General features: G+C 64.4%; 11 protein-coding genes. 6 read left to right on the top strand and 5 right to left on the bottom strand.

All coding sequences use genetic code 11. The annotated features are described in order from the left end of the window. Positions 1-185 precede the first annotated feature (185 nt). Positions 186-575, bottom strand: a complete 390-nt coding sequence (locus SB822_RS51655; protein ID WP_039901818.1) for a YybH family protein — start codon at positions 573-575, stop codon at positions 186-188. 83 nt (positions 576-658) lie between these two features. Next, positions 659-1,555 carry an EamA family transporter gene (locus SB822_RS51650; RefSeq protein ID WP_035539505.1) on the bottom strand — a complete coding sequence of 299 codons (897 nt, stop codon included), beginning with the start codon at positions 1,553-1,555 and terminating at the stop codon, positions 659-661. Positions 1,556-1,653: 98 nt separating this feature from the next. On the opposite strand from SB822_RS51650, the gene SB822_RS51645 reads away from it, so the two are divergent. From SB822_RS51645 to SB822_RS51635, 3 genes are all read left to right on the top strand, one after another. Continuing rightward, positions 1,654-2,550, top strand: coding sequence for a LysR substrate-binding domain-containing protein (locus SB822_RS51645; RefSeq protein WP_410858414.1), 897 nt, complete (start codon positions 1,654-1,656; stop codon positions 2,548-2,550). Positions 2,551-2,717: 167 nt separating this feature from the next. After that, positions 2,718-3,389, top strand: coding sequence for a TetR/AcrR family transcriptional regulator (locus SB822_RS51640; RefSeq protein WP_410858413.1), 672 nt, complete (start codon positions 2,718-2,720; stop codon positions 3,387-3,389). A 212-nt stretch (positions 3,390-3,601) separates the two neighbouring features. Then, positions 3,602-3,805 (top strand): hypothetical protein, encoded by a 204-nt coding sequence (locus tag SB822_RS51635; RefSeq protein ID WP_007590495.1) that lies wholly within the window; start codon positions 3,602-3,604, stop codon positions 3,803-3,805. Positions 3,806-3,914: 109 nt separating this feature from the next. Here the strand turns inward: SB822_RS51635 and SB822_RS51630 are convergent, their stop codons facing one another. Beyond that, a complete protein-coding gene (locus tag SB822_RS51630; RefSeq protein WP_007590496.1) occupies positions 3,915-4,076 on the bottom strand; it encodes a DUF1328 family protein in 162 nt (53 codons plus the stop codon). A gap of 166 nt (positions 4,077-4,242) precedes the next feature. Here SB822_RS51630 and SB822_RS51625 point away from each other — a divergent pair, with 166 nt between their 5' ends. After that, the gene (locus SB822_RS51625) at positions 4,243-4,764 is read left to right on the top strand and encodes a DUF523 domain-containing protein (RefSeq protein WP_410858412.1); all 522 of its coding nucleotides are present in this window, start codon (positions 4,243-4,245) and stop codon (positions 4,762-4,764) included. Here SB822_RS51625 and SB822_RS51620 read toward each other — a convergent pair. Continuing rightward, positions 4,759-5,409: a LysE family translocator gene (locus tag SB822_RS51620; RefSeq protein WP_086910510.1), complete on the bottom strand. Its 651-nt coding sequence runs from the start codon at positions 5,407-5,409 to the stop codon at positions 4,759-4,761. The two genes, SB822_RS51625 and SB822_RS51620, sit on opposite strands and share 6 nt — an antisense overlap. Positions 5,410-5,495: 86 nt before the next feature. After that, positions 5,496-6,311, bottom strand: coding sequence for an AraC family transcriptional regulator (locus SB822_RS51615; RefSeq protein ID WP_114221575.1), 816 nt, complete (start codon positions 6,309-6,311; stop codon positions 5,496-5,498). Positions 6,312-6,815: 504 nt separating this feature from the next. Here SB822_RS51615 and SB822_RS51610 point away from each other — a divergent pair. Further along, a complete protein-coding gene (locus SB822_RS51610) occupies positions 6,816-9,698 on the top strand; it encodes a sugar ABC transporter (RefSeq protein ID WP_410858411.1) in 2,883 nt (960 codons plus the stop codon). Then, positions 9,688-13,668: a tetratricopeptide repeat protein gene (locus SB822_RS51605; RefSeq protein ID WP_410858410.1), complete on the top strand. Its 3,981-nt coding sequence runs from the start codon at positions 9,688-9,690 to the stop codon at positions 13,666-13,668. The genes SB822_RS51610 and SB822_RS51605 overlap by 11 nt, the downstream gene beginning before the upstream one ends. Positions 13,669-13,701: the final 33 nt, after the last annotated feature.

Here is a 13,701-nt window from a genome sequence, read left to right as displayed (position 1 = left end):
CGGCGGCAAAGAAAAGTAGGTGCCGCCCCGCACAGGGGCGACGCTTGAAGTACGAAGGCAAAACGCGGATGCCAGCGAAAACAGCGAGAGCCAAACCGCGAACGCCAGGGGGAAAGAAGCATAAAGCCAGCTATTGCCCAACCAAGCCCCAACCCCCTGCAATCAACCAAAAAAACCTACAAACACTACGCCCGCACCACAAGCAGATTCGCATCCCGCGCAAGCAGCCAGCGGCCGTCATTTTCCTTGCGCAGAATCGTGAGCGTGTTACCCGCGTGGCGCACGGGCGGCGCGGAGCCATCCTTCTGCGTGATCGTGACTTCGAGTTGCGAGCGCAGGAAGGCCCAGTCGCCTAGCACCTGAAGCTCCAGAATCTCGCTCTTACCGTCGATATCGATGTTCTTCTGTCCTTCGGACGTCGCCATGAACGCGGCTTTGCCGAACGGCTTCTGCCCGGGCACCATGAAGATCGCGTCGTCGGTCATCAGGCTCAGCACGGTTGCCGTGTCGCCCGCCTTGCTTGCGGCGAGCCAGGTATCAATCAGTTGGCGAATGGCGCGTTCGTCGTCGGTCATGATGTGTTCCTTGCAGGTCGGCATGCGATCCGTCGATTGTAGACGGCTCACTTGCCGCATCATTCAGACCCGACACGCGCGAATCACTTCGACGTGACGATCACGCCGACACTCGCGCTCACGACGAACAGCGTGCCTGCCAGTTGCAGCGCCGTCATCGGCTGGTGCAGCACGATAAAGCCCGCAGCCGCACCGATGGCCGGCTCGACGCTCATCAGAATTCCGAACGACGCCGCAGGCATGTGACGCAGCGCGATCATTTCGAGCGCGTACGGCAGCAGCGGAACGAGCACCGCGAGGCCCGCGGTAGCGGCGAGCTGCATCGGCGCGATGTGCAGGCCGTGCTCGATGAGACCGAAGGGCGTCGCGACGAGTGCTGCCGCGATCAGCGACACGGAGAGCCCTTCGAGCCCATCGAACAGTGCGCCCGTCTTTTTCATCAACACGATATAGCTGCCCCAGCCGCACGCGGCGCCCACCGCGAGCAGCATGCCGACGGGCTCGCCAATCCAACCCGAACGGTCATGCGCGAGCAGCAGCACGCCCGCGACGGCCAGCAACGGCCACAGCAGCGCGCGCAGGCGCCGTACGCCGAGCGTCGCAACAGTCAGCGGGCCGAGAAAGTCGATCGCGACGGCGAGGCCGAGCGGAATGCGCTCGATCGCCGAGAAAAAACATAGCGTCATGCCCGCCATCGCGACGCCGAGCACCCCCGCCGCGAACCAGTGCGCGCGCGAGTAGCTGCGCAGCTTCGGACGCACGACGAGCGCAAGGATCACAGCGGCCCACGCGAGCCGCAGCCACGTCGTGCTGAACGCGCCGAATGCGGCCATGGTCGGCGCGGAGAGGGCGGCGCCGAACTGTACGCACGACATCGACAGCAGGCCGAGCAGCGCAGCCATGCCGACATGGCGTTTCGGCGCGGTAGATGGCGGCGCGGTGTCAAAGGAAATCGGTTCGGCAAGCGTGGAATTTTTCATGGATTTGAGCGGGCGCACTACAGACAGGCCCATCATATCGACGAAACGGGGGTTAAGATAAGCTGATATTTCTTATGCCGCTATCACGGACGCTAATAATGCGCGACTTCGACAGCAGCCTTCTCAGAGCCTTCGTGACGGTCGCCGAAACGGGCGGAGTCAGCGCGGCGGCCGTGCGTCTTGCGCGCACGCAGGCGGCTGTCAGCATGCAGCTGCGCCGGCTGGAAGACGACATCGGCCAGCGGCTGCTGGACCGCTCGCCGCGCGGCGTGCGGCTGACGGACGCCGGGCACCGGCTGCTGCCGTATGCGCACGCGATTCTCGGCGCAGGCGAAGACGCCCGGCGCGCGCTCGAAGTCGGCGACGTGGCGGGCACTGTGCGCCTCGGTATGCTCGAAGACGTTGCCGTGGGCCGCCTGCCACGCGCGTTGCGGCGCTTTTCGGCCGCGCATCCGCAGGTTGCGCTGGAGATCGTCGTGGATGCGAGCGCGGCGCTGTCGCAACGCCTCAACGACGGCGCGCTCGATGTGCTCGTCGGCGATCCCGCGATGGTCGACGCGACGCCGCTCGTCACGTGGACGCAGCCGCTCTTCTGGGTCGGCGCGCGCGGTTATCTTGCCGACCCGCAGTCGCCGTTGCCGCTCGTCGCGTTCGGCGGAGCGTGTCTGTGGCAGCAGCAGGTGATGACGGTACTGCGGCGCGCAGGCATTGCGTGGCGCGTCGTCTGCACGAGCACGAGCCTGCCCGCCGTGCAGTCGGCCGTCGAAGCGGGGCTGGGCGTATCGGTGCTGCTCGACGGCAATATCCGTTACGACACGATGCGCGTGCTCGGTGCCGCCGACGGCCTGCCGGAGCCGCCTGCCGCCGACCTCGGCCTGTTCGTGCGGCAGGCGGCGGGCGCGCAGGAAGCAGCCGTCGACGCATTGCGGACCTTCCTCTGCGAAGCGCTCGATCTGGACTTCATCGAGCGCACGTCTAGAACGCCACGCCGGTGATAGGCGGCGAGCCGCGTGATAACCTCGCTGCGGCGGATCGTGCACCGTTTTCGCGTCGTGGCGTTTTATGATCGGCATGGTTGATGCAAACTGCTTGCATCGAGGTTCGATGAGACATCACGTTGCACACCCAACGTCTTCAACCTTCATTCATTCTCGGAGTCTCTTTGCCCACGACTCACCCGTCGCGTCGGCAGCCCAAGCAGGCGCGCGCCGAATTCGCGCTCGACAGTATTCTCGAAGCCGCCGCCCGCACGCTCGAATCCCATGGCAAGGCAGGGCTGACGACACAGCGCGTCGCCGATACGGCAGGCTTCAGCATCGGCGCGATCTACCAGTACTTTCCGAACAAGGATGGGTTGATCGAAGCGCTCGCGCGGCGCGAGCTGGAACGCCTCACGGCGATGATGAAGGAAGCGCTCATGCAACCCGCGCCGTTCGGCACGGGCCTGAACGCGCGCCGCATGATGCGCGCGACGGCGGCCTTCATCGGCGACCGTCCGCCCCTTTACAGCATCCTGCGCGCCGAATGGGCGGATGCCGCGCCCGACACGGCGATCGGACAGGGCATGCTGCGCTACTTCGAATTGATCGCGGGTACGCTGAACCGCGAGAACCCGGATCTGGGCAAACGCATCAAGCGCGACGAAGCACGCTTCGTGTTGTTCCGCGCGATCTCCGGCGTCCTGCTCGCGACGGCGCTGGAGCGGCCGCATTACTTCGGCACCGATGCGTTCGAAGATGAAATGGTCCGGCTGATTCTCGGCTTCCTGAACTACGATCTCAGTCCCGACATTCCGCGGCTGGCGCCGGAGGATGACAGTTTTACAAGCGCGTGAAAGTTATGAGGATTCCTCGTATACGCAACGGCGGGCTTGCGGGGGATTTTTCCCGGATGTCATATTGTGCGTCCGAGGGCTGCAAGCGCTCGCCGATTCCAATGGGTCATCCGGATGGCGAGCGTATAGTGGCCTCCTGAAGGACATATCAATTCGACACCGCCGCGACGACACGCAGTCGGTTTGCGTGGACGGTGTTATCGGGGAAAGGCATGAACCATCACCAGCTTGAGTCGGCGCTCGACCATCTCGAGCACGTATTGGCGAGGATTTCCGGCACGGATCACATACCGCTGTCGTACTGGCGCAAGCGCGTCGACGACGTGTCGGCCGCCGCGCGTATTCCCACTCAAAAGAACCGCGCGCGAAGGCTGGATGCGGCGCTGAGCGCGCTGGAGTCGCGCGGCGGGGCGTAATGCTATCGGGAGGAAAGTATTGCAAGCGGACGCACCATAAATTGCACGTCCGCTGGCAAGGTCCACCAATTCGCTAACGCGTGAAGACCCAAAAGACCCGCGCGCAGCCTTATCGTCTGATCACGCCCATGAGCAGCGTGACGAGAAAGATCACGATAAAGATAAAGAACAGCACCTTCGCTATTTCGGCAGCGCCAGCGGCAATGCCGCCAAACCCGAAGATTGCCGCAATAATGGCGATGACGAAAAAGATCGCAGCGTATCGAAGCATGGAAGCCTCCACCAAAGGATTGCTGGACAGATCGGTCCGATGACCGACCCACGCGCGGGAACCGCATCGACAGATACAGGCGCCGCCGTCACGGCATGGAGCAACACTTGTGCCTATCTGGCATCGGTCAATCGTTTGCGGCCCGGTGATACTCACTACTTGCAACATGGAAAGGATACTCGTTAGCGCGTGCCTCGCCGGTTCGCCGGTGCGATATGACGGTTCCGCGAAGACGCTCGCAAGCGTGCTGCTACAGATGTGGCGCGATGAAGGGCGGCTCGTCGTCGTGTGTCCGGAAGTGGCGGCGGGCTTCGGCACGCCGCGCCGTCCCGCCGAAATCCAGTTGCGCCGCAATGGAAGCGACGTGCTGGACCGCACGGCTAGCATCCGCGATAACGCCGGCGCAGACGTAACAGCGCTTTTCATCGACGGGGCGCGCCACGCGCTCCAGCAGGCGCTTGCGCATGACTGCCGCTACGCGCTGCTTGCGGACGGCAGTCCATCGTGCGGCAGCAGCTTTATCTATGACGGCACGTTCTCAAGCGTCGCGCACGACGCATCCGGGGTGACAGCCGCGTTGCTCGAAGGGCATGGCATACGCGTGTTTGCGCCTGACGGGATCAATGAGCTTGCAGCATTGATCGATAACAATCGACGACGCAGCGTCATTGCTACAACGACCTCATAGCCACTCGCGCGCGAGCATCGTCAGCACGCTCGCTGCGATCGCGAGCAGTACGACGCCCGTGACGCGTTCGATCGCGGCGCTATGCCTTGTGAAGCGCGCGACCACGGCCGGATGCCCGATGCCCATCGCGACGAGCAGATCCCAGCCGAACACGGCAGCGAACATCCATACGCCGTACACGATCTGTGCGCCGAACGGCGCGTCGCGGGCCGCGAGCAATGCAAACAGGCTTGCGTAAAAGAGCGCGTTCTTGGGATTGAGAATCGCGGATGCGAAACCCATCGCGAAACGCGTATGCCACGCGCCCGTCTGCGTCGCAGGTGAGCCGTCCTGCACATGCGCCGCAATCGATGCCGCCATTGCATGCCGAAGCATCAATACGCCGAGATAAAACAGATACGCGCAGCCCGCTGCCTGCACGAGCGCGAAGGCGATCCCATGTCGATGCAGCGCCGCAACCCCGCCGACCGCGAGGGCGATGAACACGCCGTTCGCGCAGGCAATGCCGAAGCACACGGCGCCCGTCTTGCGCCAGCCGCGCAACAGCGCACTGCGCGCGATCAGAAAAAAATCCGGGCCGGGGCTGAGTAGCGCGAGAAGATGCGCGCCCGCGACCATCGCGAATTGCTGAAGAGAAAGACCCATCTCGACTCCTTATGTGTGACGGGAGTCTGCTGGACAGGCGAACGAAGATATTGAAGAAAAGTGCGCGACGCGAAGCAGAAGGGCGCTTACGACACGGCGGCGCGACGGTACGCGCCCGGCGTCATCGCGACGCGCTCCTTGAAGGCGCGCTGGAAATGCGCCTGATCCGCGAAACCAAGCTCATGCGCGATGGCCGTGAGCGCTTGTCCATGACGCAACAGACGCCGCGCCGCGTTGATACGCAGATCGAGCTGATACGCATGGGGCGACATACCCGTCGCGGCGCGGAACGCGCGAATGAACGCATAGCGGCTCATGCCTGCCATCTGCGCGAGTTGCGCAATGGGCAGGCGCTCGCCGTACGCGTCGCGCAGAAGGCCGGTGATGCGCGCGAGGCGCCCGGCTGCGATACGCGGCACGGGCGGAACGTCGCGCGCCTCGCCGAGCCACGAACGTTCGCTGACGAACAGGATCAGTGCCGCTTCCTTCTCGGCGCTATCCGCGTTCGAGAACAACAGCCGGTTGAGCGCACAGTAACGCAGGTACGCTTCGCGGTTCTGGTTGATCGACGGACGCGCGAGCACGGCATCGGCGTCCGCGCTGCCGCTTTCGCGCAGCACCGCGCTCGCCCACGCGACGTCCAGATGAAGCATCTGATAGCTCCACTCGCTCTGCGTATCCGGATTGCACGAGTGGACCCGCATCGCCGGAATCAGCACGAGACTGCCCGGACCGAGGCGCGCGCGGTCGTCACCGCACGCGTAGTTGCTATGCCCGCTGTCGACGGCACCGATCGATAGCGTGTCGTGCGTATGCGGCACATAGCACGCGCGGGAATGAGAAGCGAGCCGGCTTTCGACGAACGGCAGCTGCGGATCGCACCAATAACGTTGATCGTTCATGCGCTGATGATCGCATAAACTCGCGCGCGGCCGCGAGTTGCGATGGGTTGCAACCGCGAAATCGTTTGCGCGCCTTTCAATAGCGAAATATTGGACTTTTAAAATGGCCGCATCCTGCATCAAATACCGGGTATTGCGCTGGTGCCGAATTGAAAAATAATGAAAAGCGAATATCCGTTCGCTATTATCTGTTTAACGTTTGCGAGCCTTTCTCAGATTAATGCGGTATCGGTTGTGCCCGTCGTTAAAGCGGTTTTAGTCGCGTGATCTTTTTGCGACACCCGTCTTTTTTGACGTTGGACGCGTTAGAATTCGCGCCGATTCACAGAGATAGCGCTTCATATCCTCTGATCTTTCCAGTCTGCAGATTTTCATCCGCATGTGGCGGATGGCCGGGTATTTAACATTTGGTCATCCAATGCTGCCGTAGGGACATAAATCCCGGGGAAAACCGGTGCTTTAAAGCCGGTCGGTAAAAAAGTAATAAACCGAAGAAAAAATCGTATGCCAGTGGGGATTCAATCGATATTCGAAGCGCGACCGGCGCTCGACGGGGTATTGCAAGGCGATAAGCCGCGAATGTACAGAACGATGATGGCGCAACCGCGCACTCTCGTTCGTGCGCTGGCGCACGCCCGCATGGTTGCGCTCACGGCGACAGCCGCGCTTGCGCTGCACGGCGTCGCCGCGCATGCGCAGACGCAGGCCCAAGCTCCGGCGTCTACTCAGTTGCACGCGCAAGCATCGAGCGGCGCACAGGCGCCGCACGTCAATCTCGCGTTCTTCTATGGCTCGCGTGTGCCCGTTGGCGAGTTGCAGGCATTCGATGCCGTCGTGATCGATCCCGCCAGCGGCTTCGATCCCGCCGCGCATCCGCTGCGTCATACCGTGTGGCTTGCGCGCATGCATGCCGATGCCGCGCAAGGCACGCCCGACGCATTTGTCGCTGCACAGATCGAACCGCTTTGGGCGCGCGGCTATCGCGGCTTCCTGCTCGACACGCCAGCGGCCATTGCAGCCGTCGATGCAATCCGCGCTGCGCATCCCGACGCACGTCTCGTGATCGGCGGCGACGCTGCGTTGCAGTCCGCGTTGCCGTATGCGAAAGCGCTATATGCGGTGATCGGCCCGTCGCTCGTGCGCGACGCAGCGAGCGGCAATGTCGCGGCAGGCGAGCGCGACGCGCGCATCGCCGCCGCGCAACAGTTCACGCAAACGACGGGCGTGCCCGTCGTATCGATCGAAACCTGTCCCGCCGACGACCGCGCCTGTGCGCGCGCCACGGCTGCGCAGGTACTCGCCGCGGGCGTCACGCCGTACGTGACGAACGCGTCGCTGAACGCGGTCGGCATCGGCGCGATCGAAGTGCTGCCGCGCAAGGTGCTGATCGTGCAGGACAGCGACGAAGACCTGCCGCTCGACGAAACGCCCGGCGTGCGGGATCTCGCGACGCCGCTCAACTATCTCGGCTACGACGTCGAATACGCGAACGTCCACGAGCCGTTGCCCGAGGGCATCACGCCGGACCGCTATGCGGGCGTCGTCGCGTGGCTGCAGGGCGATGAGACGCCGAACAGCGGCGCGTGGCGCGCGTGGGTCGATGCGCGTCTCGCCGCGCACGTGCCGATGGTGTTTCTCGGCCAGTTCGGTTTCGATGCGGCAGAAGACGAAGGGCGCGCGCTCGATCTGCAGGCCGTGGCAGGGCCGTTCGCGGACAAGATCGATGTCGTGTCGCGCGATCCGATGGTTGGCTTCGAAGTCGATCCAAAGCTCGGCGCGCGCGATCTGACGGGCGTTCAGGTTGGCAGCGCGAGCAAATCGTTGTTGCGCGTGAAGAGCGGCGAAGCGACGCTCGACCAGATTGCGATCACGCCGTGGGGCGGCTTCGCGATGAGCCCGTACACGGTCGTCTCGCTCAACGGCATCGGCCAGGAGCGCTGGGCCATTCAGCCGATCGAGTTCCTGCGCCAGGCGTTGCGTCTGCAACCGATGCCGTCGCCGAGCGTCACCACGGAAAACGGCCGGCGTCTTTTCATGTCGCACGTGGACGGCGATGGTTTCGCGTCGCGCGCGGAATTTCCCGGCGCCGACTATTCGGGCGAAGCGCTGTTCCAGCAGATCTTCACGCGCTACAAGGTGCCGATGACGCTGTCGGTGATCGAAGGCGAAGTGGGGCCGAAGGGCCTGTATCCGCAAATCTCGCCGCGACTCGAAGAGATCGCGCGCAAGATGTTCGCGCTGCCTTATGTCGCGATCGGCACGCACACGTATTCGCATCCGTTCGAATGGGAGAACGTCGATGCGAAGACGGGCGAGCGCATCGATCGTGGCGGCGGTGACACTGCGTTCTCGCTGAACATCCCGAACTACACATTCAATATCGACCGCGAAGTAACGGGTTCGATCGACTACATCAACTCGCGTCTCGCGCCCCCGGGCAAGAAGACGACGATCCTGCAATGGCCGGGCAACTGCGAGCCGCCCGCGATCGTCGTGCGCAAGGTCTATGCAGCGGGCGTCGACAACGTGAACGGCGGTGACACCGTCATCACGAAGAGCGCGAACAGCTGGACCAATATCGCGCCCATCGGCGTGCTGAAGGGGCCGGGCGCGTATCAGGTCTATGCGCCGAACCAGGACGAGAACGTCTACACCAACGACTGGCTTGGCCCGTTCTACGGCTTCACGCGCGTGCTCGAAACCTTCGACCTAACGGACAAGCCGCTGCGCTTCAAGCCGATCGATATCTACTACCACATGTACAGCGGCACAAAGGTTGCGTCGCTGCGCGCGCTCGACCAGATTTTCGCGGCCGCGCTCAAGCAGCCGGTGCTGCCCGTACATATGACGGACTACGCGCACAAGGTGCTCGACTGGCGTTCGTTCGCCGTCGCGCGCACGGTGCAAAGCGAGGCGTCGAACGCGAAGTCGAATGACTGGATCGTGCGCGGCAACGGCGAAGTGCGCGAGTTGCACTGGCCGCTGACGACCTCGCCCGATCTGCACGCGTCGCGCGGCGTGACGGGCTACACGGCGGGACCGGACGGCACGTACATCCATATCACCGATGGCGCGGCGCGCGTGTCGTTCGATCGGGCCGGCGCAGCGGCGCCTGGTGCGCTGTCGAAAGCGGATGCGTTGCCGTACATCGCCGAAGCGAATGGTTTCGTGCGCGATTTCAAACGCGACGGCAAGAACATGTCGTTCGAGTTCGGCAGCTACTACCAGCCGTTCGTGAAGCTCGCGAATGCACAAAGCTGCACCGCGAGCATCGCGGGCCGCGCGGTGCCACTGCAACGCGACGGCGCCTACGTCCGCTTCGACACGCCCGCGCTCAATGCGCTCGAAGCCCACTATCAGCCCGTCGAGATCCGCTGTGAACGATAAAACGAACGACAAACGTCCCCGTATCGTTCCGACGTGGCTCGTCTATACGCTCACGGGCGTGGTGATCGCGACCATGTACGGCGTGTCGCCGCGCGGCGGCTTGCGCCAGCGCGTCGCGTCCGTCGGCGCGCCTAGCGAGCTGAGCGTCGCGTATCTGGAAGCGTGGTCGAAGGTGCGGCCCGACAACGAGGAATTCCTCTCGTTGCTGGGCGCGCAGTATCTGTATCTGGGACGCACCGACGACGCCGAGCGCATCGCCACGCGCATGGAAGCGCTCGGCACCGACGACATGATTCGCAGCGCGATGATGCTGCATCTGTCCGTAACGGAGCAGCGCACCTTCGCGATTCCCGAAGAAGACCCGCGCCGCGCGCCCGCGCTTGAAGAGCTGCGCGCGCGTCTGACGCAGGCTGCGAAGCTGCCGTGGGCGCCGAAGGATCTGGAGTGGCTCGCGCAGCGTTCGGCCGCCGTTGGCATGCCCGATCTCGCGGCACATCTGTATGCGCGTCTGTCGGCCAACGATCCCGACGGACGCACGAAGTGGGACACGCAGATCACGCGCTACGCGCTGCAGGTCGGCGACTATCATGCAGCCGCCGATGCATGGTTCCGTCAGGAAGCCACGGCGCAGACGCGCGACGAGCAGCGCCGTTGCTTCGTCGCGGGCGTGCGAACGCTGCAGTCAGGCAATCTGCTCGACGATGCGCTGACGGCTGCCGACGCGCATCTCGGCAAGCTCGCTGACGATCCCGCCACGCTCATCGTGATGCTGAATCTGGCGCGCGCGGCGAATCGTCCGGATGCTGTAGACCGGTACGCGAAGCTGCTGGCGAAGTACGCGCTCGCCGAGCCGTCGTCGCCGCTGGCCGAGCATGTGCGCAGCGTGGCGCAAGCGGGTTATGCGTATATGGATGGTCCCGTCGCATATCGGCATGGCGGCTCGCTCGTCAGCCTGCGCGCCGCGATGCGTGAGGCAGCGGCGCAAGAGCAGGGCGAAGTGCGCGTGATCCGCGTCGCCACGCAAGCAGCGCCTGTAGCACCAGCAGCGCAAGCGCCGCAAGCCGCCAGCGGCGTGAACGCCGTTGACGCCTCCGCAGTCCGCTCGGACCCGAGCGTCGCGAACGTCGTGTTTCAGGCCTTCGTCGAATCGGGCGATCTGGCGAGCGCGCAGAAAGTCGCCGCGCAGCAGGTGCAGCGCGATCCGCGTTCGGTGGAATGGGTCAAACGTCTCGCGCAGGTCGCCGAATGGAATCGCGATCCGTCGCTCGCGCTGAAGTCGTGGCTCGACTATGCGCAACTGTCGAACGATCAGGTTGGCTGGCAGAACGTGCTGCGCATCGCGCCGATGCTCGACGATGACGAAGCCTATCTGACGGCGCTCGTGCACGAAGCGCGCGCGAAGCCGAACGACCTGAAGCTGATCGACAACGTGACGGCAACGTACGAACGTCTCGGTCGTCCCGACGATGGCCTCGCGTTCCTGCGCTCGCTGCCGCGCGCGACGAACGCCGATGCGATCGATCAACGCATCGGCCAGCTTGCCGAGCGCGCGGGTCATGACGATCAGGCGCTCGCGACGTATCGCGCGGTGCAGGCACGCCATCCGAACGACGCGAATGCGGCGCTGCGCACGGCGAGCGTGCTGTACCGCCAGGGCGACTATCGTGCGTCGCTGGCCGCGCTGAAAACGGCGCGCGCGGGCGCGAAAGATAGCGACGAGGACTTCTGGCGCAACTATGCGGAACTCGCGCGTCTGCTGCAACGGGACGACGACGCGAACGAAGCGTATTTCCATCTGATCGCGAGCGGCGCGGCGACGCCCGAAGACCTCGGCGACATGACGTACTTCTACGATCCGTATCCGATCGATGCGGGCCGCGTCGCCGAATTGCGTTATCGCCGCGATCACACGGTGCGCGCGTTGCAGGACGCGATCTTCTATTACACCGACGCGCAGGCGATGGACCGGATCGCGACGCTGCTCGCGAGCCTCACGCCCGACGAGCGCAAAGCGGCGGAAGCCTCGCCCGCGCTGCTCGGCGTGCGCGCCGAATACTACCGCCTCATCAACGAACCGCAGAAGGCGCTCGCCGATCTGAAGCGCGCCGTCGACTTACCGGGCGCCAGTTCCGATCTGCGGGCGGCGTACCTGTGGACGCTGGTCGACTACGGCAGCGACGGCGATCTGCGCGAAGCGCTCAAGCGCTGGCGCGGCAGTGCCGATCAAAGCTCGGCATTGTGGGAGCCGTACGCAGCAGCCGAAATGCGCCTGAACCGGCCCGTCGCCGCGCTCGAATATCTGCGCCGCCAGTCGGCGATGATGTCTCGCGATCCGCTGTGGCTGCTCACCTATGCCGACGCGCAGGAGCAGGCGGGGCACGATGGCCTCGCGTGGTCGATCCGCAAGAAGGTGTGGCTGCAGATGCAGCAGGACGAAGCGCAGCTCGTGAAACTGCACGGCGCGCAGCGCGCGGCGATGCGTGGCCGCACCGCGCAGGACGCCGAGACGCTCGAAGACCTGCGTGGCCGGCGCGTGACGCTCTCGGCCGAATACGCAACGGGCGATGCGTCCGCAGCGCTGCTCGACAGCCTGATGTCGGCGCGGCCCGTATCGGCTGACAATGCCATCGCACGCCGCACGATGATCGGCACGGCGAAGGGGCTGCCGGGCGGCGCGCCGCTGGACGGCGCAGGGCTGCCGGAGAACGCGCGCGTGCGCGGCGCCGTCGCGAAGGAAGTGGCCGTGGCATGGGCGCTGTCGAAGGAAAGCAACCCGCTGGCGAAGCGCTGGCTCGCGCAGCAATACGCGGAGCGCCTGTCGCGTCCCGCCGATGCGCAACTGACCATTGCGCTCGCCGAGAACGATATCCCCGAGATGGAACGCCTGCTCGCGGTGGAACGCTCGCGCCTGCCCGTCAACGACCGCATCGACGCGACGATCGCTGTCGACCGTCCCGACCGCGCGCAGCAGCTCGCGTTCAACGCGCTCGACGGTGCGCCGGAAGACACCGACCTGCATACGCGCGTCACGGAAACGACGCTCGACTGGCCGCAATCGATCGATGCCGATGTCGTCAACCATATCGAGCATCCGCTCGATTACGTCGAGACGACGCTCGCGGCCAGCCGCAAGATCGCCGAGCGCTATCTGGTGGGCGTGACGGCCGTGCAGCACTTCCAGCATTCGACCGACATCACGCAGCTGGTCAACGTGCCGTCCGTCGACCGCTGGCTCAACATCTACGGCGAGCGGCAAACGCGCGACACGTCGTTCACGGTCACCGGCGGCCGGCGCGTTGGCTCGGCCGCTTTCTACACGCTCGATCTCGCGGGCGAAGTGGGGCGCAACTCGCCGCTGACGCTCGGCGTGCGCGCGGGCCGCAACCAGGTCGCGGATGAAAACCAGACGCTGCTGGTCGGTGGCATGAAGGACAACGTGATCGGCGATCTCACGTATCGGATGACCGAGCGGATCACCTTCACGGGCAGTGTCGAAGCGGACCGCTTCTATAGCCAGGCGCGCAACTACATCGGCAGCGGCGTGCTGTCGACGGCGGAAGTGAGCTACCGCATTCGCACGACTTACCCCGATTACACGTTGCGCGCGCTGATCACGCACGGCGGCTACGGCGCAAGCGGCCAGGCCGACGCGCTGATGACGCGCCTGTTGCCGACCGCCTTGCAGCCTGCGTCGCCGCAGGACTTCATGCCGGACACGTACACGCAATACGGCTTCTACTTCGGCTTCGGCAACGATCTGCTCGAGCAGTACACGCATGCATGGCGTCCGTTCTTCGACGTGGGCATCGTGCACGACTCGATTCAGGGCTGGGGCCCGGACGTGAGTCTCGGCATTGCAGGCGCAGTGTTTGGCGGCGATCACCTGGCGGTGTTCCTTCAGCATCAGCGCGTGTCGAAGATCGGCACGCCTGTCACGTTGCTGGGCGCGCGGTACAAATGGTTCTATTGATTCGGGTTTTACTGATTCGGGTTCTGCTGATTC

Origin of the sequence: Paraburkholderia sp. SIMBA_054 (assembly GCF_046534875.1) — a bacterium.
GTDB lineage: Bacteria > Pseudomonadota > Gammaproteobacteria > Burkholderiales > Burkholderiaceae > Paraburkholderia > Paraburkholderia hospita.
Note: the sequence above shows the minus strand (reverse complement) of the source record. Positions and strands in the feature narration are given on the sequence as shown.

Bases quoted from the DNA above. Each gene is read 5' to 3' on its own strand.
- SB822_RS51645 (WP_410858414.1), top strand. From the start codon at position 1,654: ATGCGCGACTTCGACAGCAGCCTTCTCAGAGCCTTCGTGACGGTCGCC.
- SB822_RS51650 (WP_035539505.1), bottom strand. From the start codon at position 1,555: ATGAAAAATTCCACGCTTGCCGAACCGATTTCCTTTGACACCGCGCCG.
- SB822_RS51635 (WP_007590495.1), top strand. From the start codon at position 3,602: ATGAACCATCACCAGCTTGAGTCGGCGCTCGACCATCTCGAGCACGTA.
- SB822_RS51620 (WP_086910510.1), bottom strand. From the start codon at position 5,409: ATGGGTCTTTCTCTTCAGCAATTCGCGATGGTCGCGGGCGCGCATCTT.
- SB822_RS51615 (WP_114221575.1), bottom strand. From the start codon at position 6,311: ATGAACGATCAACGTTATTGGTGCGATCCGCAGCTGCCGTTCGTCGAA.
- SB822_RS51630 (WP_007590496.1), bottom strand. From the start codon at position 4,076: ATGCTTCGATACGCTGCGATCTTTTTCGTCATCGCCATTATTGCGGCA.
- SB822_RS51610 (WP_410858411.1), top strand. From the start codon at position 6,816: ATGCCAGTGGGGATTCAATCGATATTCGAAGCGCGACCGGCGCTCGAC.
- SB822_RS51655 (WP_039901818.1), bottom strand. From the start codon at position 575: ATGACCGACGACGAACGCGCCATTCGCCAACTGATTGATACCTGGCTC.
- SB822_RS51625 (WP_410858412.1), top strand. From the start codon at position 4,243: ATGGAAAGGATACTCGTTAGCGCGTGCCTCGCCGGTTCGCCGGTGCGA.